This is a genomic window from Hymenobacter sp. YIM 151500-1 (genome assembly GCF_025979885.1).
Lineage (GTDB): Bacteria > Bacteroidota > Bacteroidia > Cytophagales > Hymenobacteraceae > Hymenobacter.
Window position 1 is genome coordinate 353,579 of sequence record NZ_CP110139.1, and the last position, 19,520, is coordinate 373,098.

Here is a 19,520-nt window from a genome sequence, read left to right on the forward strand (position 1 = left end):
ATAGAGCTAATACTATTCCCGCTCCAGGGCCAGGGCGTAGGCCCGGTCGTAGTGGTGGCGCAGGTTTTTCCAATCAAATAGCTCGGCGGAGCTTTCCACCTGGTTGCGCTGGGTGATTCGCTCCCGGCGGGTGAGCTGCACAAACTGCCAGAGCATGTCGGTCAGCTCCTCGGCGGCCTCATCGAAGCTCTTTTCCTGGCGGCGCACCACGAAAATGCCTTTTTCCTCGTGCTGAGGCACGGTTTGCATCACGTAGTCGCCGAAGCCGCTGAGGTCCGACGTGACGGCGGGTACGCCGCGGGCCACGCACTCGAGCGGGGTGTAGCCCCAGGGCTCGTAGTAGCTGGGGAAGATGCCCAGGTGGCAGCCCCGCACAAACTGGCCGTATTCCATGCCAAACAGCGGCGAGGCCGGCGACACAAAGTCGGGGTGGTACACGATTTTCACCCGGTCGTGCCGGTTGTTTACCAGATTGGCCCGCCGCAGAAAGCTCAGAATCTCGTCCTGGGCGTCGTCCACGAGGTTGTGGGTGATGACCGGGGGCAGGCTGGTGGTCTTCCAGCTTTGCAGGGTGCGGCGGTAGCGCAGCTTCCAGTAGTCGTCCACCAGGGCGTCGAGGTCGGGGAGGCGGTGGTCGGTGCTGGCGGCGGCGGCGTAGAACAGCCGCTCGCCCACCTGCCGCTCAATGGCCTCGCAGGTTTCCTGCACCTCGTTGAGCACGGCCCGGCTCTGGAGCACCTGCGGATTGATGCTGTAGAAGGGCCGCTTGGTGATGAAGAACATGACCACCTGCCCGTCCAGGTTGCTTTGCTGCAGGCGGTAGTTGAGGCGGGCCAGGGCCTCCAGCGTCAGGTCGAAGCCCTTGTTGTGGTACTCGTAGCGCCCACTTGTAAACAGGTACAAGGTCTTATCCAAATCGAAGGAGTACGACTGGAAGAAGTGCGCCATCACAAACTCGTGAATCTTCGACTTGTACTGCTGGTGCAGGTTCTGAAACTCGTGCAGGGCCACAAACCGCTCGATGTTGAGGCCGTTGGGCAGCACGGCATCCGGAATTCTATCTAACAGATAAATACACTCCCGCACCGTTAGCTCACTCACCGTAGTAAACACGTGGGCACCGTGGGCGGCGGCCCGCTCCATGGTCACGGCCGGCTCAATGTTGAAGTGCCGGGCTTCGGCCTGCCACTCCACCTGCATGAGGTGGTCGTAGAAGTTGGGGTCGTTCATGGCCAGGTAGCGGCCCAGCAGCGTGGCGTGGGTGGTAAACACCAGGTGCAGGGGCACCTGCTCGCGGCGTAGGGCCGGAATGGCCACGCCCGTCATCCACTCATGAAAGTGCGTTACTACGCGCTGGGGCGGCACCACCTCGGCGGCCAGAATCTGCAGGAACACCTTGGCCAGATGCCCAAACGCCACCACCTGGTGCAGGAGGTCGTCGTGGTCGGGGGTGGGAATGGCGTGGTGGAGCCAGAGGTCGGTTTTGAGTTGGGCCAGCTGCGGGTAAGCCTGGAAGGGGTTGATGAGCACCACCCGCGGGCGGCCCGTTACGAGCCAGATGCCCATGCACACGTCGTAGCCGCGGCGGCGCATCTCGCGCACGGCTCCGGCAAACGGGTCCTGGAAGGCCTGAAGCTGCTGGTCGTCGTAGGGCTCAAACTCGCCCTGGGCTTGCTGGGCGAAGTAGGGGCCCAGCAGGCAGTACCGGTCGTCCCAGCCCTGCACCGTGGCCGGCACCTTGGAGCGAATGACGGTGTAAATGCCGCCGACCTGGTTGCAGACCTCCCAGGCAACTTCCACGAGCAGGGCATCCGGGACAATGGGGTCGGGGGTAGGTTGGGGGGCTTGCATACGGGAAGGATGGTGGGACGCCGGGCAAGATATACGGCCTGCTGGAGTTTACGCAGCCAGTAGTTAAAAGAAAATGCCACCAGGAACAGAAATCAGCCAGGACGGCGACTGATTCTTACCCCATACGGGCAGCACATCTGCAAACTGCCTGAATGGCTGTGGCAGCTGATATTAGCTGACAACGGCAGCTGCCACTGACGAGACCTACCCCTAGGTGTGCCGAATACGGCCGATTAACACAAGGAAGATAGAAGCAAAGAACACAAGGAGCCGTTGGATATGAATAATGTCTAAATGAATATTGACTTACCAAGATAGAGCTGGTACCAAAAATCAGGACGTTGGTACTAGGAATTAAGGACTTCATCCTGATAAGGCAGGTAGCCCTTTTCCTGCCCGGCTGAACAATACGTTCTTCGCACTACCAACCAGAAAGCCGCCAGGGGCGGTTCCGCCCTTTTCCCAACCAAAACCTTCCCGCGCCCCATGAAACATTCTTACCCGCCCGATTTCCTGGTGCATCAGCAAGGCCGCCACCGTCCTCATGTGGGGCCGCTGGGCCTGGGCGCTTTCCTGCTGCTGGCACTGGTCAGCTTTCTGATGGCCTTCATCACCAAGCCGGCCAACCGCCTACGCACCCCGCTGGCCCAAACGGCGCCCGCAACTCCCAAGCTCAACGTGCTGCTGGTGGTATCCGACGACCTAGGCACCCAGCTCAGCTGCTACGGCGACAAGGTGATGAAAACGCCTAACCTCGACCAGTTGGCCGTGGAGGGGACTCGCTTCAGCAAGGCCTACGTAACCCAGGCCTCGTTCAGCCCTTCGCGCAGCAGCATGCTCACCGGGCTCTATCCCCACCAAAACGGGCAAATCGGGCTGGCCTACAAGGGCAGCACTTACGAGATGAAGGCGGGCGTGCAAACCCTGCCCACCCTGCTCAAGGCTGCCGGCTACCGCACTGGCATCCTGGGCAAGCTGCACGTCTACCCGGAGTCGGCGTTTCGGTTTGCTACCAAGGAAACGTGGTTTTTCACCAACGACGTGCAGAAAACGGCCGACCGGGCCAAGACCTTCTTCACGGCTTCCACCGAGCCCTTCTTCCTGATGGTCAACTATAACGACCCGCACCGCCGCTTCCGCAAGCAGGTAGCTGGCCTGCCGGCCACGCCGCTCACGGGCGCCGACGTACCGACGTGGTACTTCCAGAGCAGCGTGAACGGGCCGGGCCAGCGCGACAGCATCGCCGGGTACTACAACGGGGTGAAGCGCATCGACGAAGGCGTTGGGATGCTGATGCAGGCGCTGAAAGCAGCCGGCAAAGACCACAACACCCTGGTCATTTTCCTGGGCGACCATGGCTCGCCGTTCGCGCGCAGCAAGCAAACCAACTACGAAGCCGGTGTGCGCGTGCCCTTCCTGGTGCGCCTGCCGGGCCAGGGCCGTCCCAACTTCACCAGCAACGCCCTGATTTCGACGGTGGACATTGTGCCCACGGTGCTCGACGCCACGGGCGTAGCCATTCCGGCCGGACTAGCGGGCCGCTCGTTCAAGCAGGTGCTCAACGGCCCCGGCTACGTGCGCCGCGACGCGCTGTGCACCGAGTACACCAGCCACATATTCTCGAAGGGCTACTACTTCCCGCGCCGCACCGTCACGGATGGCCGCTACAAGCTGATTGTGAACCTGCTGCCTGGCCGCGTTTTTGGGGGCGCAGCTTCCGACAACGACAACGCACCCACGTTTGCCGCCGAGCCCCGCTACAACAACACCCTGGTGCGCACCGTTTTCAACACGCTAAAGACGCCGCCCGCCGAGGAGCTGTACGACCTGAACGTGGACCCGTTTGAGTTCACCAACCTGGCGGGCCAGACCTCGGGCGTGAACAAGGAGAAGCAGGACGAACTGCGGGCCAAGCTGCTGAAGTGGCGCCAGGACACCCAGGACCCGCTGCTGGACCCCGCCCAGCTCAAGGCCCTGACCGACCGCCACGACAACCCCGGCGGCACTACCCCTGTGGCGGCCCGCGCCTCGCTGTCCGCGGCAGCCAACACCGAGCAGCCAGCCGCAGCCTCGCTGCACCTGGAAGTAAGCCCCAACCCCACCAGCGGCGTGTGCACCGTGACGGGGGCGGCCACCAACGGCCGGGTGGAAATCTGCGTGGTGGATGTGCGCAGCGGCCGGGTAATAGCCCTGGAAACGGTGGCAGCTGAGGGAGGCTTCCGCAGAGTGTACTTGCTGAAGCGCTACGGTCCTGGTGTGTACGTGGTAAAAGCCCGCAGCAGCCAAGGGCAGGTGCAAAGCCGCCGGCTGGTAGTAGAGTAGTTCTGTAGAGGAAGAACCGCGCCTAAAAAGGAACGGGCGCAGCTCCTGTTCCTGAGCCTTCTCTCATCCGCTCGTTTCTTCTTGCTGCGCACTCCCCACTCCTTCGTCACCTAACAAACCTCATGAAATACTTTGTCTTGTCTGCTGCAGCCCGCTGGCCGCGTATGCTGGCCCTGAGCTGCCTGCTGGGGCTGCCAGCCAGCCTCTCGGCGCAGGAAGTCAAGAAGTACAACGTGCTGTTCTTCTACGTCGACGACCTGCGGCCGGAGCTGAAAAGCTACGGCGTCGAGCACATGAGCACCCCCAACATCGACAAGCTGGCCGGCAGCGCAGTGCAGTTTCAGCAGGCGCATTGCCAGCAAGCAGTGTGCACGCCCTCACGGGCCAGCATGCTCACCGGTACCCGCCCCGATGTCACCAAGGTGTACGACATACACAAGTACTTCCGCACGACGCCGGCCCTGGCCAATGTTGTGACGCTGCCCCAGATTTTCACCAACAATGGTTACACTACGGTGCGGGTGGGCAAAGTCTTTCATCAGGAAGACGACCAGTCCTGGAATGGTAAGGCAGCGAGCTTGGCTGACCCCGCCGGGAAAGTAGTGGATGATGGCAATGCTATTCAGGTAGTAGACAAGCCGGACAACTTATTCAAGGATGGCATAACGGCCAGCAAAGCTGTGGCTACGCTGGCGCAGCTGAAGGACGGTGGCAAGCCGTTCTTCCTGGCTGTGGGTATGAGCCGGCCCCACCTGCCCTTCGTGGTGCCGCAAAAACACTGGGGCAAGTACCCGAACGTACTATTGCCGCCCGCTGATTACGTCCAGCTTCCGAAGGACATACCCAGCATTGCCCTGGGGGGCTCCGGCCTGCAAGAGTTCCGCGGCTACAATGACATGGAAAGCCAGCCGCAAGGACCATTTACAGGTAACGTAGCCAAGGACCTGCGCCGGGCTTACTTCGCGGCCATCAGCCACACCGACGAGCAGATCGGCCGGGTTATCAACGAGCTGGACCGCCTGAACCTGCGCGAAAACACCATCATTGTGCTGGTGGCCGACCACGGCTTCAAGCTGGGCGAGCTGGGCCAGTGGGGCAAGTTCACCAACTTTGAGCTGGACACCCGCGTGCCCCTCATCATGGACGTACCCGGCGCGCCCGGCAACCAGAAGCGCCGGCAGCAGGTGGAGCTGCTGGACCTGTACCCTACGCTCTGCGACCTGACGGGCCTGACCAAGCCGGCCCACCTGCAAGGCACCAGCTTCAAGCACCTATTCGTGACCAACACTACCGCCGCGGCCAAGCCGGCCGTGTTCAGCCAGTTCCCGCGCTGGCAGGACGACCGTAAAATCAACATCATGGGCTACTCCATGCGCACGCCGCGTTACCGCTTCACGCGCTGGCAGGAGCAGCCCAACCCCTCGGTGGTTATAGCCCGCGAACTGTACGACCATGAAACCGACCCGCTGGAGAAGAAAAACATCATCGGCACCGCCGACCCCAACCTGGTGAAGCAGCTCGACCAGCAGCTCACCGACGCCCTGAAAGTCCAGGCCGCCGAAGCCGCCAAGATTAGCACCGCCGCCCGCGGTGCCGCGCCTCAGCCGAGCCGCGCTGCCGATGACGCTGAGGCCGAGACGACGCTGGCCGTGTTCCCGAACCCGAGCGAAGGCATCTTCCATGTGCAGCTCGACCCGCAGACCTGGACCGGAGCCTCCGTTCGCGTGGTAGATGGCATCGGTAGAACCGTGCGCCAGCTCACCTACCAGGGCCAGGAGTGGCTGCCGCTGGACCTGTCGCAGCAGAAAGCCGGCCTCTACCAGTTGCGCGTCGAAAAGGGACCCCGCGTGAAAACGCAGGCCTTGCAGAAGCACTAGTGCCAGCGCGGCAAGCAGCGGTTGTGGGGGTAGTCAGCAGCATAACTACTTGATCATGAAGTTTCATACCACGCTTTGCCAAGTTCAACCCGCCCGCTTTCTTTCCGCAGGATATGTACGTTTACATTCTCACTAACCTAACCCGCACTGTGCTTTACATCGGCATGACCAACGACCTGTCGCGCCGGCTGAACCATCACCAGCGTGGCCGGGGTACCGAGGGCAAGTTCACCAGCCTCTACCAAGCCGACCGATTGGTGTATTTTGAGGTCTGTCCTGACGCGCTCCAGGCCATTGTGCGCAAAAAGCAGTTGCAGGGCTGGACCAGAGCCAAAAAGGAGGCTCTCATCACGGCCTTCAATCGGGCCTGGGAAACGATAAACCCGTACACCTGGCGCGGCGGCCGAAAAGCCTAGCACATCCCCACCGGCCGGCACCTCAGCAGCGGGTGCCAGCCGGTGGAAGGCCCGCCGAAAGCAGGCTACCGGTAGGGTCGATAGTGGCAGTAGACAGGTATAGCATCTATCTTTCTTTTAAAACAGTGCTAAAACAGCAGCAAGTGGCTCATATAACTGGCTGGTCTTGGCTTGTGGCCACGACCCGAACCGCCGTGGTACTCTCCGTAGGACTGGGTGCGTGCCAGCAGCAACATTCTGGCGCAAAAGCGTCGAAGACGACGGATGCCGCGGGCAAGGACAGCACGGCGGCAACTTCCTGCCACCAGGGCCTGCCCAACCGGTTGGCTGGTTCGGCCGCCGCGCCAGCCCAGCCGGTCAGCGCGGGTAAGGCTTCCACCGAGGGTATGGTGCGGATTCCGGGGGGCACGTTCAGCATGGGCGCCGACAACGACCAGGCCCGCCCCGACGAGAAGCCCAAGCACCGCGTCACGGTAGCGGGTTTCTGGATGGATGCCCACGAAGTCACCAACGCCCAGTTCCGGCAGTTTGTGCAGGCCACCAGCTACCGCACCACCGCCGAGCGGAAGCCCGACTGGGAGGAAATGAAAAAGCAGCTGCCCGCCGGTACGCCCCGCCCGCCCGACAGCGTGCTGGTGGCCAGCTCCCTGGTGTTCACGGCGCCCAGCCGCCCAGTGCCCCTGGACAACGCCGGGCAGTGGTGGCGCTGGGTGGCCGGCGCCGACTGGCAGCACCCCGACGGCCCCGGCAGCAGCCTAGCGGGCAAGGATACCTGGCCGGTGGTGCACATCAGCTGGGACGACGCCCAGGCCTACGCCCGCTGGGCCGGCAAGCGCCTGCCCACTGAGGCCGAGTGGGAGTGGGCCGCCCGCGGCGGACAGCAAAACGCCGTGTACCCCTGGGGCAACGAGCCCGTGGACGCCGGCCAGCCCAAGGCCAACTCCTGGCAGGGCGAGTTCCCAAACCGCAATACCCAGCGCGACGGTTTCTACGGGGCGGCGCCGGTCAAAACCTTTGCCCCCAACGGCTACGGCCTCTACGACATGGCCGGCAACGTGTGGGAATGGTGCGCCGACTGGTACCGCCCCACTTACTACCAGACCATCAACCGGCCCGAAGGCGTGCAGAACCCCCAGGGCCCCAGCAGCAGCTACGACCCCGACGAGCCCACCGTGCCCAAGCGGGTGCAGCGCGGCGGGTCCTTCCTCTGCCACGACTCCTACTGCAGCAGCTACCGCGTAGCCGCCCGCATGAAAGCCAGCCCCGACACGGGCTTGTCCCACGCCGGATTTCGCTGCGTCAGGGACCTGGCGGCGCAGTAAGGCAGCGAGGCTGCTCAGGAATAAAGCTGTTTAGGAAGTCGACAGAACGTCATGCTCTATCTGACGTCCGCTTGTCGAAGCATCTCTCCCGCTGGCTAACTGATTAGCAGTGCAACGAAGCGGGGAGATGCTTCGACTGCGGCTGCGCCTCCGCTCAGCATGACGGTCATCTTCCTGCTTAAAGGACGACGCGTCTCTTGCTTTTGCTCTAGTTTCAACAGCCTAGTGCCTGAAGTAGGGCTAGGCTGGCTCCTGCGACAAAATTAGCACTGAATACGGCCCCAGCCCAAAGGTGCCGTGGAAGGGCTGGTCGTCGTAGATGCCTTCCTCGGCCTCGGTGTCCACGCTTTCGTAGTTGCCGAACTCCTGGTCGTAGCCTTCCCAGTCGGAGTTGAAGCGCACCCGCCACTGGCCACCGCGGGGCAGCCCGATGGTGTAGGCCGCGTGGGCTCGGTCGGCGAAGTTGCAGAGCACCACGGTGGTGTCGCCGGGGCCGCCCTGGTCGCGGCGGATAAAGGCCAGAATTTTGTCGTCGTCGTTGAGGTGGTGCACCTCGGTGTACTGGCCCAGCAGGCCGCGGGTAGTGCCGGCCACGTTGCGCCGCAGCCGGATCAGGTCGCGGTACAGGGCCACCAGGCCGGCGTGCTGGCGGGCCCGTTTCCAGCGCAGGGGCTGGTCGTCGGAGAAGTAGCCGTCCTGCAGAAACTCCTGGCCCTGAAACAGCATCGGGATGCCGGGCGCCGTGAATACCAGGGCGGCGCCTAGGGTGGCGCGTTTCTTCGGAAACCAGGTGTGGGCCTCGCCGGGCATGATTTCCTCGGGCACCCGGCGTTTGCCGTTGGCCACTTCGTCGTGGCTTTCGGTGTAGATGACGCGGTGGAAGGCGTCGTAGTTGTAGCGGTAGGCCAGGGTACCGGCTACGGCGGGCAGGTTGCGGTGGGCATCGTCGGGGGTTATCAGGGCCTCGCGCACAATGCCCACGAAGGCCGCGTCCCACTGCGTCGAGAAGCCCTGCCCGCCCTCCTCAAAAGTTTTGGTGATGTACTCATTGCCCTGCAAGTCCTCGGCAATCATGATTTTCCAGGGCATGCGGGCCTGCACTTCCTCGTTGATCCAGCGCATCAGGCTCCAGCCCTCGGGCAAGTCGTGCTCGGGGTCGTTGGAGCCGTGCACGTTGCGGATGTGGGAGATGGAGTCGCAGCGCAGCCCATCCACGCGGTAGTCTTCCAGCCACATCAAGGCATTGTCGCGGATGTAGCGGCGCACCTCTTCGCGGCCATAGTCGGGGCGGTTGTGGCCCCAGGGCGTTTCGGCCCGCCAGTCATTGTAGAAGTAGATGCCGCCCCGGTCAGGCTGCTGCTGCCAGCCGTCGAAGTGCCACAAATCCAGGTCGCCGGGCCCGAAGTGGTTGTACACCACGTCCAGAATGACGGCAATGCCGCGGCGGTGGGCCTGCTTGATAAACTCCTTGAAGGCCAGGGGCCCGCCGTAGTCGGTTTCGATGGCGAAGGGATGGGCCGGATTGTAGCCCCAGCTCAAAGAGCCCGGAAACTCAGTAGCCGGCATGATTTCGACGGCGTTGATGCCCAGCTGTTGCAAGTAATCCAGCTTGTCGATGGCCGTCAGAAACGTACCGATTTTGCCCGGTTCGGGAGCGTGGAAGGTGCCCACGTGCAGCTCGTAGATAACCAGCTCGTTCCAGGCCGGCATCTGAAAAGCATCCTCGTCCCAGTCGAACGTCAGCATGGGCACCACCGAGTTGCCGGCCGAGTGGGTGACTTCGCGGGCGTAGGGGTCGTTGCGGAGCAGCTCGCCGGCGGGCGTGGTCAAGTGAAACTTATACTCGGTGCCGGGGCCCAGGTCCTCAAAGTCGGCGGCCCAGTAGCCGTTGGCTTCGGGCAGAAGCGGGTGAGTGGCGGGGTCAAAGTCGTTGAACGGGCCCACCAGCGCAACGGCCGTGGCGTGGGGCGCCCACACCCGGAACGTGGTGCCGTGCTCGTGGGGCAGGGCCCCCAGACCGGCTTGCAGGGCCGGGGTGGTGGATAAGTCAGTTTCGGGCATTCGGTTGTGCAAGGAAAGGAGGGCAAAAGGTCAACAGTAGCTGCTTCTACTGCTGACCTACCGCTCAGGTTATGGGTCTGAGCAGTAACGCATTGTGATTCAGAGATTTGTCGTGCGATACAGCAGTCTTATCACCGGCCAGCAGAACTTCTCCGGCGCCGAAACGGCTTGTTTGCTCATCAAAAACCCTGGGGCGATAGGACAAAAAGCTGCTACACAATTCCTTAGCTTACAGCCATGATAGTAGAATACATCCGCTACAGCATTGCGCCCGACCAGCAACCGGCCTTCCTGCAAGCCATGCAGCAAGCCTGCGCCATTTTACAGACCTACCCGGCGTGCCTGCGCTACGAGGTGACGCACTGCCACGAAACACCGGATAACTTCATCTGGCGCATTGAGTGGACTTCGCTGGACGACCACCTGAACGGCTTTCGCACAAGCGCCGAGTTTCAGGCCTTCGTGCGGCATGTTGGGCCGTTTTTTACCAGCATTCAGGAAATGAACCACTACAACTCCGTAGGCATTGCCGGCGCTAGGAGCTGACGAAACGCCTGGTTTGCTTGTGGTCTTTTCGGGTATATGACCATTGGCGGCATAGGAACCGGCAGCGTGGGCAAGACCCTGGCCCGGCGCTACGCGGCTGCCGGCTGGCCCCCGACGTCTCGGGCAACTTTCAAGAGCGGATACGGGTTTTTACTGACCTTTGTCCGCTCTTAGTATTTCACAATGCCCCGCACCAAACCCGTCATCTACGGCCTGTATGGCTGGATGCCCGAATACGGCTACCGTTATATTCACCCCGCCAACCGCCGCACCTTCGAGTGGCTGGAGCCGGTGGGCAAGCTGTTCGAGAAAATCGACGAAAACGACGACTGGATTGTGCTGCGCTACGATGAGCAGCAGTTTTTGGTGAGCCCCGAGCTGTTCAAGGAGCTGTACGTGAAGCCCCCGTTCAGCTTCGGCGACCTGGTAGTGGAGGCTCGCCCCGAGCCCGGCCGCCCACCCCACCGGGGCCTGATTTCGGACGTATTTCACCACGAAGCCACCGATACCTTCCGCTTTCAACTGGTAGAGAAAAAGCGCAAAGTGAAGCGCGTGTTTGAAGCCAACGAACTGCGGCCGGGGTGAGCGGTGAAATAGTAAGACGAGCAGCCCTAGCGGGACAGTATATCAGTCGAAAAAGCGACACCTCTTGGGTGCATCAAGCCCCAGCAGGGCGACACCTACCGTCTGCGGACGATGGGTGCCGCCCCGCTGGGGCTTGGTCGTTTCTACTGATTCCTAGCTTGCTACCGATATGCCGCCCCGCTGGAGCTGCTCGTCTCACCATTCTGGAACCGGGGAATCGTATCTTCGGGTTGAGAGGGCTATCCATGAAATACGCGGAGTTTAAGCAACTGCACATGTACCGCCAGGCCGAGCATCTGCGTCGGCAGGGGCACTTGCTGGCCGAACGCCGCCAGGACAGTTTCCGCCTGCGCCTGTTTGCGCTGGGCGACTTCTACGCCGAAGAATGGTGCCAGTGGGGCGAGGACCAGATCCTCTTTATCCACCTCTTCCAGCACCCCGGCGGCCTGCACGACTACCTCGACGCCATCCGGCTGCCGGAGGAGCTGTAGGTGCGTGGCACGCAACCAGGCCGTGTGTCCAGGAAATAAGAACTAAACAGCCTAGGATGGGAGCTTACGCAGAAGACAAACAATATCCTCAGAAGTAAACCTTCCTGGCCTTTCGTAGCTCCTGTTGCTAGTGCGGTTGCTCGGCAACTTCCGGGCGAGAGGGCGGCTCAGAATCGAAGCGGGCCAGCAGCAGCGGAAACACGAACAGCTCGGCATAAAATGCTGCCGCAATGGCCGTGGCCGTAAGCACCCCGAACAAGACTACCGTTTTTAAGCTAGCCAGGGTCAGGACCAGATAGCCGGCACACAGCACGGCGCTGGACAGCACAATGGTGGGGCCCACGTGGGCCACGGTAGTCCGGTGGGCGGTGGCCGGGGCGTGGCCGCGGCGGCGCAGCTAGCGGTAGTGGTGCACAAAATGCACGGTGTCGTCGGTGCAGAGGCTGAGCACGATGGCGGCAATACTGACCGTAGCCGTGTCCAGGGCAATGCCCGCCCAGCCCATCAGGCCCAGCAGCAACAGTACGGGCAGCAGGTTCGGAACCAGCGTGAGCAGGGCCAGGCGCAAGCTGCCCACAAACACCCACACCAGGCCGAAAATCAGCACTGCCACCCAGGCTAACATCAGACTTTTCAGAGCGGTAAGGCGGTTCCTGCTGCCGAAAACACTAACCCTCTGAATCCGTGAAAGAGGCTCTACGGAAGCCCATTACCTACCCATGCGTGCGCCAAACGCGGAGCTCACAACTGGTGGCGCCTCCGGGTGTAAACCAACGGTACTGTTGGTTTACACCCGGAGGCGCTGGTCAAGCCGGGAAATAACAGAAAGAACCCTATGCGAACCTACGGCCGCTCCACGTCCACGATTTCGTCTTTCTCCAGCATAATCCGCAGGTCGTAGCGGGTTAGCTCCACGGGCTCGGGGGCGAAGTTTTCGGGCTTGTTCAGCTCGTCGACCTTGGTCAGCTTGTCGATTTCGTAGGTATTGGCCAGCAGCTTCACGCTGTTGCCGGTTACCTCCTGCACTTTCAGTAGGGAGTAGTGGCCGTTTTCGGTGCGAATGTGGTACAGGTCGCCCTTGTGGGGCGTCGAGATAAACGACTGATTGTCGCGCTGGTCGTTGCTGCTGGCAATCAGGCCCCAGCCGATGGCCGCGGCCAGCAGCAAGAGCCCCACAAAGTGCCACCACGGCGCCCGGGTCCGCTGCTTCACTTCTTGGAAGCTCTGCTTTAGCTCCGGCGTCATTTCCTTGCTCGGCAGCACCTGCCGGCAGTGCCCGCACTCCGAGGCTCCGGTTTTGCCCAGCGGAAACAGCGGCACCCAGTACACGTGGGCATAGCGTCCAAACACGCTTACGCGCAGGGCATCGGGGGTGGCGCAGGTAGGGCAGCTGCCCGCAACAGGTTCGGTGAGCAGGTGGGAAGTGCGGTAGCCGTAGATGATCATAGACAAGCAAGAGCCGGATAAAGCCTGGGCCGGCTGCTGCTCAATACTCGCAAAAAGTCAGCAAATATCCAGCGCCCCGGATGCCTAGGCGGCGCGGCCTACCTTCTTCTCCAGGGCCTGTAGGCTGGCCTCAATCCGGTCGGCAAAGCTGTCAATCTGCGACAGGCCGGTGCGGGCCTCTTCGATGCGGCCGCGCTGGTACTGCTGCACCAGGGAGGCCCCGGTGGTCAGCATCTGCTGCACCAGCTGCTCCAGCTGCGGCACCTCGGGGTGGGCCCCGTACTTCGGTTTCACAATGGCTTGCAGCCACTGGCCCAGCGGATTGTCGCGCACGGAAAACAAGGTTGGGTCGGCTTCGCGCACGCCGTACAGTACGGAGCGCAGCCGCGACTTAAACAGCACTTGTTTGATCCTGGCTTGCTGAAAATCCAGCGGGGTTAATTCCATAGCAGGCGGCCGAGGCCAGCGTCAAAAGCGAAACATAAACCAACAACCACAGCTAGCTACGGCAGGGTGGGCGCGGCGCCCGGCGCCGAGGAGTGGCCCAGCGCGGCCAAGGCCCGGCGAGCTTCTACAAGCTCAGTTACATCGTAGGAAAAGTGCGAAATGCCCACAATCTGCCCATTCTCACGCACCGGCAAGTACGTAACGTTGAAGAACCGCTCCGTGCCCTGGCCCGTCACGGGGTCAACAATCGTGAAGCCCACCTCGCGCCCCACAAATGGCTCGCCAGTTTGGTACACATGGTCGAGGAGGGCAATGAAGCCTTGGCTTTCGGCTTCCGGAATTACCTCGGCAGCCGTGCGGCCCAGCAGCTCCCGGCCCGCAAACACCTGCTCGTACAGCGGGTTCACAAACTCGTGGCGGTGCTCGGGGCCGCGGCCGATGGAAATGACGGCCGGGGCCTGCATAAACAGGTTGTACAGGATTTCGCGCTGGCGCCGGGCTTCCTGGCTGGCCTCGTAGGCTTGGTCGGAAAGGGCAGCCTGCTGCTCGTTGGCTTCCAGCAGCTCCTGCACCATGGTTTTCTGGTCGTGGATGTCGGTGCCGCAGCCCACCCACATGGTCACCTGGCCGGCGGCGTCGAGGCGGGGCGTGTTGCGGGCCAGCACCCAGCGGTACTGCCCGTCGTGGCGGCGCAGGCGAAACTCCAGCTGGTACTCCTGGCCGCTGGCCACGCCCTGCTGCCAGGCCTGGAGCAGGTGGGCTTCGTCGTCGGGGTGCACCAGGCCGGGCGAGGACTGCCACTCGATGCCCTCCGCCGCCGACCGGCCCGTGAAATCTTCCCAGCGGCGGTTGTAGAAGTCGGGAGTGCCGTCGGCGCGGTTGGTCCACACCATGACGGGCAGCGTTTCCAGGATGAAGGTGTTACGCTGCTGCGCTTCGGCCAGCTCCTGGGCGATGCGGGCGGCTTCCCGTTCGGCCAGCACCTGGGCCGTTACGTTTTGGGTGCGCTGCAAGATAAACTCCAGCTGCCCGGTAGGGCTGAGCACGGGGTAGTGCGTGGCCTGCCAGTACAGCTCCTCCAGGCCGCCGCCCTGGTCGGCGGGGCGCTCCAGGTCGTAGCGAATCAGGGGCATGGTGTGGGCCTCCCGGTGGCGGCGCACATGCTCATGCGACTCCCGAATGACGGCGGCCGAGGCTTCGTCGGTGGCGGGGTAGGCTTCAAAAAACGGCTTACCTACGGCTTCCTCCCGGCTTTTCAACGACACGGCCACGTGGCTGTCGGTGTTGTCGACGATGGTGGCCGCCTCGTCCGGGGCAATCAGCAGGAAGTTCTCGGGCAACGACCGGAACAGTCGTTGATAGTCAACGGGAAAAGCAGAATCAGGCATACAAAAAGCAGCAAGAAAGCCGCCGGCTGGTTGGCTCGGCTCCGCGCGGGCCTCAAAAACTGCACCAGACCCTGATACTACCAAAGAGCAAGCGACAAAAAGTCGGGTCCGGTCGGCCCTTATTGGCCCGGCAAAGCTCAGGGCCGCACCATGTGAATGTGCGGAATGCCGTCTTCGAGGTAGCCGGGGCCCTGCTGCCGGAAGCCGAAGCTTTCGTAGAAATCCTGGAGGTAGAGCTGGGCCCCAATCTGGATGGGCTGGGCGCCAAACAGGGCCGTGCACTGGTCCAGGGCCTGGCGCAGCAGCTCCCGCCCCAGGCCGTAGCGCCGCAGCCGGGGGCTCACCACCACCCGCCCAATGCTGGCCTCGGGGTAGCTGATGCCGGGCCCGAACAGCCGGGCATAGGCTGCCAGCTCCCCGGCCGGCGTGTGGCCCAGCAGGTGGGTGGCCGCCTGGTCCTGCCCGTCAATATCCTGAAAGGCGCAGGTCTGCTCCACCACAAATACTTCGGAGCGCAGCTGCAACAGGGCGTACAGCTCGGCCAGGCTGAGGTCGGCGAAAGGCTTAGTGGTCCAGGTCAGGGTCATGCAAAAGAAGGCAAACAGCAACAGCCGCAAAGATGGTAGGCGGACCGCAGAAACCGGTGGAAACCGGTGGAAACCGGTGGAAACCAGTGGAAACCAGTTGTGGTAGGTGGGCTTGGTGCAACGGGCGCTATTCTTCGGCGGGCTTAGCACCCGGCAGGCGGCTTTTCAGCCACTTAATCTGCCCATTGTGGTTGGATTCGTGTTCCACCACGTGAAACCACTTGCAGTAGTTGTTGGTGGGCTGATTGCCGAAGAAGGCCGGGTCCACGGCGGCCAGCCAGGCGTCGTCGCGCCGGCGTAGCTCGGTGAGGGTTTTCTCCCGCACTTCCTGCAAGGTGGCGAGGTAGTAGGGCAGGTCCTGGCCTTTGATGGCGTGGCGCCCGGCTGGGCCCAGGCCCATGACCGCACCCCAGCGTTTTTGCTCCTGGGCATTGTAGCCGTTGCGGCCATCGAAGGTGGTAGCCTGGTAGAATGCTTCGGTGGCGGCCAGGTGAAGCAACATGGCCCCGATGATATTGGCCTGGGGGTCGAACAGGTGGTCGAGCTGGGACTGGCCGAGGCTTTGCACGGAACTGAGCACTACCCCGCGCATCCAGTGCATCATCGAAACCAGTGTCCCGATTTGCGGGGAGTAGCCCGGCAGCGGCCCGACGAGGTTTGAGTTGTCGGCGGGAGCCGAAGGAGTGCCAGTAGAGCAGGCCAGAGCCGGAAACAACACCACACCGGTAGCAGCACCAGCAGCACTCTGCACAAAGCGCCGCCGCGACACAGACGTTGTTTTCATACAAAGAGAAAGTTAGGTGTGGTTTCTAGCCTTCGTTTGCCTCACCCCCAACCCCCTCTCCGGGGGAGAGGGGGCTCTAGTTTTAGCTTGTAGCTTGCTCAGGCTGCGGACACCGGCACGGGAGCCAGTTCCCTTCCTTAGCAGGGAGGGGGAGTTGATGATGAAAGAACGTCAACTAGAATCTAGAGCCCCTCTCCTTTTCGGAGAGGGGTGGGGGTGAGGCGATTAGAGCTAGTTCCGCTCCTTGCCAGGGAGGAAACTAACTTACTAACCCTAACTCCTGCAGTTGCGGCAGGTACGGGCTGGGCTAGCGGCTTCCAGCTTTGTCCAGCACGGCCACCACGTCTTTGGTGGAAACCTTCTGGCCGGTTTCGGCAGCGCGGTAGATGGCTTGCAGAATTTGCACGTCGCGCAGGCCCATTTCGCCAGGCACGCGGGTGGGCTTGTTGTTAAGGACGCAGTCGGCGAAGTCGTCCATCTGGCGGGCTTGCTGAGGCACGTTTTGCAGGTTCATGGGGCCCTGGCTGGTGCGGCCCCGGAGGCCGCCGTAGCCGAAGGCGGGCTGCAGCTCCATCCAGCCGTTGGCGGCTTCGGCGCGCAGGCGGCTGTTCAGGTTCTCGGCGTAGCTGGTGCGGCAGTCGGCCACGGCACCATCGGCAAACTGCATCTGCCAGCTTACCCCGGCTTCCACTTCCTTGAACAGCACGGGGTCGGTTTTCGGGGCGAACTTGGCGGTAACCGACGTCGGCAGCTCGCCTTTGGTGTAGATGACGCCCTGCACGCAATAGATGCCCATGTCCATGAGCGGCCCGCCGCCGGCCAGCTCCTTGTCTACCCGCCAGGGCGTGTCGTTGTTGAAGCGGAAGCCGTTGTCGGCCAGCAGCTTGCGCACCGGCCCCAGCACCTGCTGCTGGCCCAGGCGCATCATTTCCTGATGGTGGGGCTCGAAGTGCAGGCGGTAGCCGATGCTCAGCTTCTTGCCGGCTTTTTGCATGGCCGCAATCATGCGGCGGCAGTCGTCGGCAGTGGGCGCCATGGGCTTCTCGCAGATGACGTGCTTGCCGGCCCGCGCCGCCCGCTCCACGTACTCGGCGTGCATGCCCACCGGCAGCACCACGTACACAATGTCGATGTCCGGGTTGTCGGCAATTCGGTCGAAGGTCTTATAGTCGTAGCTATTTTTTTCGGGCAGGTTGTACTGCTGCTGCCACTGCGTTGCCTTGGCCGGCGTGCCCGTCACGATGCCGGCCAGGCGGCAGAGCTGGGTTTGCTGCAAGGCCGGCGCCAGCTGCCCGGCGCTGTACTTGCCCAGGCCCACCAGGGCCACGCCCAGCTTGCGGCCGGTTTGCCAGGCGTCCAGGCTGGCCGGCCCGTAGCCCGCTTCCGTCAGCCACGCCAGCTGCTGAGCCAGGGCCGAGCTGCCTAGCAGCGTGGCTCCCAGCCCCAGCGAAAGGGTACGTACAAACTCCCGGCGGGAGGGAGGGGCTATGTTCCGAAAAGAATGCATACGCCAGACAGTTTACGGTTGCTACTACTACCTGTACTCTGCTGAGGGCCTGCTGGTTGTCTTCAGCGGCAGATGTAGAAAACAAGTAAGCAATACCGCCACCAGCGCAGCCTGCATCCGCTTATTGCTGCCGCAAGCCGGCCAGCAGGGCCGGGGCCTGCTGCCGCACCCTGGCTTTCTCCGGGGCGGTAAGGGTGGGCTTGAGCAGCAGATCGAACACGGGCTGCTGCTCCGCGGGCAGGCCGGCCCGCCGGATGCGCTGGTCTTTGGCCGACAGACCTCTGACCAGCGCCGTAACCTGCTGCAAGGCGTGGTCGGGGCTGAGGGGAGCCGGGGCCCTGGGCGGCGCAGCGGCCGTGCCCCCGCTTAGGTAGCGGAACTCGATGATGCAGCCTTTGCAGGCGGCTCCTTTGGGCCCTGTTTCTGCCGTGGGCCCCGAGGTGATAGACGAGCTGTCGGTGGCCAGGTAGAGCCGGGTGCCATCGGGGCTGAGGGCCAGGTCGCGGTAGCGCACCGGCGCCCGGAAGTAGGTAAGTGTGTCGGAGGCCACGGCCGCGCCGTCGGGCGCCAGCTTCAACCGAATCAGCTTGCCTTTCTTCAGCGTGGGCACCAGCAACGAATGCTGCCAGCCGGGAATGGCCGCGGCCGAGTACACGTCGAGGGAGCTGGGCGCCTCCGAGTTCCAGGTAGGCTCGTCGGGGCTCTGGGCGCGGGTGCGGGTGAGGACGGTGGTCAGAAGCTCGTTGCTGAGCGGGTAGAGTGTGGCAATGGGGTTGCGGTAGGCAGGGCCCAGGGCCGCTGCGTTGGCCTGCTCGCTGCCGATGGTGGGGTAGGTGGTGTGCCAGGGGCCCGGCAGCGTGGAGTGGGCCGAGGCTGCGGCGGCCAGGCCGTTGTAGTTGCCATCGGCCAGGCCAATTACCAGCGGGTGGCCGTAGTTGCGGCCTCGCTCGATCAGGTTGATTTCCTCGTCGGAGAAGGGGCCGTGCTCCGAGGCGTACAGCCGCCCGGTGCCGCCCACCATGGCGTAGGCCAGGCCCTGGGGGTTGCGGTGGCCCAAGCTCCAGACGGCACTCTGCCGCGGCCCGCTGCCGAACGGATTGTCGTTGGGTATCCACGGGTCGTAGGGGCCGGCGTCGGTGTCGGGCTCGGCGTTGAAGCGCAGCACCTTGCCCTCGTAGCGGCCGGGGTCCTGAGCGTGGTTGGGCCGGCCGCCGTTTTCAAACTGCCCCGCGCCCAGGTCGCCCACGGTGTAGAACAGGTAGGTGCGGCCGGCCACCGGGGCCAGCAGCAGGCGGCCGGCGTTGTGGTCGTTGCTGGCCGGAATACTGTCGCAGAGCATTACGGGCCGAACGAGGGTGTGAGCCGCGGCATCGTACTCGTAGCGCACCAGCCGGGCCGTGAAGAAGTGGCCGCCGTAGTTAGGGGCGCCGCCGTTGCCCGGCCGCCCGGCCCCGGCGTGCCGGTCGATGTAGGCCAGGTACACGTAGGGCTTGCCGCTGAGCAGCCGAGGGTGTAGGGCCAGGCCCATCAGCCCGCCCTGGGGCCAGGGCTTGCCGCCGTCCACCGCATCCGGAATACGGTCGTAGCGCGGAAACTGGCGGGCTCGGCTCAGGTCGAGCAGCACCCGGCGGGCGCCGGTGGCGGGGTCGAGGCGGCTGACACGGTAGCCGCGGGCTTCGGTCACCCACAGCATGTTGTCGGGGCCGTAGGTGACTTCCCACGGGTCGCTGAGCCCTTGGGCCACCACGCGTCGCGTAAATCGTTCTCCCAGCGGCCCGGTCACCGTTTGAGCCGCTCCGTTTTGCGCTACTGCCAAGCCCACGCTCCAGCACAGCACGAGCCTCCACCACCTTGTCATCATTGCATTGTCGTTAAGCGGTTCCCCTTACT

The 19,520-nt window shown here is 63.1% G+C and carries 18 protein-coding genes; 7 read left to right on the forward strand and 11 right to left on the reverse strand.

What is annotated here, in order from left to right:
• Nucleotides 1-12: 12 nt before the first annotated feature.
• Nucleotides 13-1,851 carry a glycosyltransferase gene (locus OIS53_RS01395; protein ID WP_264680600.1) on the reverse strand — a complete coding sequence of 613 codons (1,839 nt, stop codon included), beginning with the start codon at nt 1,849-1,851 and terminating at the stop codon, nt 13-15.
• Between the two features lie 486 nt (nt 1,852-2,337).
• Here OIS53_RS01395 and OIS53_RS01400 point away from each other — a divergent pair, with 486 nt between their 5' ends.
• The 4 genes from OIS53_RS01400 (at nt 2,338) to OIS53_RS01415 (ending at nt 7,788) form a co-directional block, all read left to right on the forward strand.
• On the forward strand, nt 2,338-4,173 hold the full coding sequence (locus OIS53_RS01400; protein WP_264680601.1) for a sulfatase-like hydrolase/transferase: 1,836 nt from the start codon (nt 2,338-2,340) through the stop codon (nt 4,171-4,173).
• A gap of 122 nt (nt 4,174-4,295) precedes the next feature.
• Complete coding sequence (locus OIS53_RS01405) at nt 4,296-6,050, forward strand: sulfatase-like hydrolase/transferase (RefSeq protein WP_264680602.1); 1,755 nt, start codon at nt 4,296-4,298, stop codon at nt 6,048-6,050.
• Between the two features lie 113 nt (nt 6,051-6,163).
• Complete coding sequence (locus OIS53_RS01410; protein WP_264680603.1) at nt 6,164-6,466, forward strand: GIY-YIG nuclease family protein; 303 nt, start codon at nt 6,164-6,166, stop codon at nt 6,464-6,466.
• Between the two features lie 173 nt (nt 6,467-6,639).
• Nucleotides 6,640-7,788 (forward strand): formylglycine-generating enzyme family protein, encoded by a 1,149-nt coding sequence (locus OIS53_RS01415; RefSeq protein ID WP_264680604.1) that lies wholly within the window; start codon nt 6,640-6,642, stop codon nt 7,786-7,788.
• A gap of 240 nt (nt 7,789-8,028) precedes the next feature.
• On the opposite strand, the gene OIS53_RS01420 is transcribed toward OIS53_RS01415, so the two are convergent.
• The gene (locus OIS53_RS01420; protein ID WP_264680605.1) at nt 8,029-9,849 is read right to left on the reverse strand and encodes an alpha-amylase family glycosyl hydrolase; all 1,821 of its coding nucleotides are present in this window, start codon (nt 9,847-9,849) and stop codon (nt 8,029-8,031) included.
• Nucleotides 9,850-10,086: 237 nt separating this feature from the next.
• On the opposite strand from OIS53_RS01420, the gene OIS53_RS01425 reads away from it, so the two are divergent.
• From OIS53_RS01425 to OIS53_RS01435, 3 genes are all read left to right on the forward strand, one after another.
• Nucleotides 10,087-10,395 carry a putative quinol monooxygenase gene (locus tag OIS53_RS01425; RefSeq protein ID WP_264680606.1) on the forward strand — a complete coding sequence of 103 codons (309 nt, stop codon included), beginning with the start codon at nt 10,087-10,089 and terminating at the stop codon, nt 10,393-10,395.
• Nucleotides 10,396-10,578: 183 nt separating this feature from the next.
• A complete protein-coding gene (locus OIS53_RS01430) occupies nt 10,579-10,980 on the forward strand; it encodes a DUF6960 family protein (RefSeq protein ID WP_264680607.1) in 402 nt (133 codons plus the stop codon).
• A gap of 245 nt (nt 10,981-11,225) precedes the next feature.
• Nucleotides 11,226-11,471 (forward strand): hypothetical protein, encoded by a 246-nt coding sequence (locus tag OIS53_RS01435; protein WP_264680608.1) that lies wholly within the window; start codon nt 11,226-11,228, stop codon nt 11,469-11,471.
• A gap of 127 nt (nt 11,472-11,598) precedes the next feature.
• Here OIS53_RS01435 and OIS53_RS01440 read toward each other — a convergent pair whose 3' ends face one another.
• From OIS53_RS01440 to OIS53_RS01480, 9 genes are all read right to left on the reverse strand, one after another.
• Nucleotides 11,599-11,868, reverse strand: coding sequence for an MMPL family transporter (locus tag OIS53_RS01440; protein WP_264682291.1), 270 nt, complete (start codon nt 11,866-11,868; stop codon nt 11,599-11,601).
• Nucleotides 11,869-12,096 carry a hypothetical protein gene (locus OIS53_RS01445; protein ID WP_264680609.1) on the reverse strand — a complete coding sequence of 76 codons (228 nt, stop codon included), beginning with the start codon at nt 12,094-12,096 and terminating at the stop codon, nt 11,869-11,871.
• A gap of 218 nt (nt 12,097-12,314) precedes the next feature.
• Nucleotides 12,315-12,923 (reverse strand): hypothetical protein, encoded by a 609-nt coding sequence (locus tag OIS53_RS01450; RefSeq protein ID WP_264680610.1) that lies wholly within the window; start codon nt 12,921-12,923, stop codon nt 12,315-12,317.
• Nucleotides 12,924-13,001: 78 nt separating this feature from the next.
• Nucleotides 13,002-13,364 (reverse strand): hypothetical protein, encoded by a 363-nt coding sequence (locus OIS53_RS01455; protein ID WP_264680611.1) that lies wholly within the window; start codon nt 13,362-13,364, stop codon nt 13,002-13,004.
• Between the two features lie 56 nt (nt 13,365-13,420).
• Nucleotides 13,421-14,752, reverse strand: a complete 1,332-nt coding sequence (locus OIS53_RS01460) for a PAS domain-containing protein (RefSeq protein ID WP_264680612.1) — start codon at nt 14,750-14,752, stop codon at nt 13,421-13,423.
• A 137-nt stretch (nt 14,753-14,889) separates the two neighbouring features.
• Nucleotides 14,890-15,339, reverse strand: a complete 450-nt coding sequence (locus tag OIS53_RS01465) for a GNAT family N-acetyltransferase (protein WP_264680613.1) — start codon at nt 15,337-15,339, stop codon at nt 14,890-14,892.
• 127 nt (nt 15,340-15,466) lie between these two features.
• Nucleotides 15,467-16,123 carry a DinB family protein gene (locus tag OIS53_RS01470; RefSeq protein WP_264680614.1) on the reverse strand — a complete coding sequence of 219 codons (657 nt, stop codon included), beginning with the start codon at nt 16,121-16,123 and terminating at the stop codon, nt 15,467-15,469.
• 307 nt (nt 16,124-16,430) lie between these two features.
• The gene (locus OIS53_RS01475; RefSeq protein WP_264680615.1) at nt 16,431-17,630 is read right to left on the reverse strand and encodes a Gfo/Idh/MocA family protein; all 1,200 of its coding nucleotides are present in this window, start codon (nt 17,628-17,630) and stop codon (nt 16,431-16,433) included.
• 121 nt (nt 17,631-17,751) lie between these two features.
• Nucleotides 17,752-19,374 carry a PQQ-dependent sugar dehydrogenase gene (locus tag OIS53_RS01480; protein ID WP_264680616.1) on the reverse strand — a complete coding sequence of 541 codons (1,623 nt, stop codon included), beginning with the start codon at nt 19,372-19,374 and terminating at the stop codon, nt 17,752-17,754.
• Nucleotides 19,375-19,520 lie beyond the last annotated feature (146 nt).